At 57.2% G+C, this 980-nt stretch carries 1 protein-coding gene and 1 rRNA gene; one reads left to right on the top strand and one right to left on the bottom strand.

The annotated features are described in order from the left end of the window. Window positions 1–490: plasmid pRiA4b ORF-3 family protein (locus JMF90_RS38440; protein WP_201326478.1), on the top strand; the 490-nt coding region annotated here is incomplete at its 5' end. A gap of 206 nt (window positions 491–696) precedes the next feature. Here JMF90_RS38440 and rrf read toward each other — a convergent pair. Further along, window positions 697–809, bottom strand: a 5S ribosomal RNA gene (gene rrf / locus JMF90_RS38435). Between the last annotated feature and the right edge of the window lie 171 nt (window positions 810–980).

The following is a 980-nucleotide window of genomic DNA, read 5'->3' as shown; positions in this document are numbered from 1 at the left end:
CGTCGTTCCCGGCTCGATCCGGCTGGGCAAGCTGCATGTCGTGCTGCAACTGGCCATGGGCTGGGAAGGCGGGCACCTGCACGAGTTCGTCTTCGGCGAAACCAACTATGGTGAACCTGATGACTTCGGATTCCAGAGCGATCCACCAATGCTCAATGAAGCACGGGTCACACTGTCGAAGGCGCTCGGCGGGCTGAAGTCATTTACCTATATCTACGACTACGGTGACAACTGGCAGCATCGGATCAAAGTCGAGAAGGCGCTGGTGCCTGATCCAGACATGCGCCGGCCGATGTGCCTGGACGGGCAGAATGCGTGTCCACCGGAAGACGTCGGGGGAGTGCCAGGATATGCCGACTTCCTCGGAGCGATCACCGATCCGACGCACGAGGAGCACGACCACTTCCTCGAGTGGTGTGGCGGCAGCTTCGATCCCGCCGCCTTTGATCTCGTGCTCGCGAATCAGCGCCTCTCAGAGGTCAAGTTCTGATCGTCAAGACGGCCTCAGATTGACGCTTACTAAGCAATTGAATCGCCGGAGATAGAAGCGATTGAGGGAATGGGATGCAGGGATTGATTGCGTGGGTGAGATGCTAATGCAGTAGCGTTGGTAAGGCTTCACCCCGCCATGCACATTTCCGCCGTTGAAATGCAAAAACCCCCGCCTTTCGGGCGGGGGTTCTTGGCTTGAGGGGAGCCTGACGATTACCTACTTTCACACGGGAATCCGCACTATCATCGGCGTAGAGTCGTTTCACGGTCCTGTTCGGGATGGGAAGGGGTGGGACCGACTCGCTATGGTCATCAGGCAAAGAGGGTTGTTCTGCTGGCGTGGCCAACAGAACCAATCTGGGAAGAAGCAGTAATTTAGGTTGTGAGCTGTATCTCACACGTACGCGGTACTTCAACCGCAGTACGTCGAGTGCCTTGCACTCGACGCTCGATGTCCGTAAGCGCTAAAGCGCTAACGGGCATCGAGA

The organism is Burkholderia sp. E168m23 (assembly GCF_016586125.1).
Taxonomy (GTDB): domain Bacteria; phylum Pseudomonadota; class Gammaproteobacteria; order Burkholderiales; family Burkholderiaceae; genus Burkholderia; species Burkholderia orbicola.
Note: the sequence above shows the minus strand (reverse complement) of the source record. Positions and strands in the feature narration are given on the sequence as shown.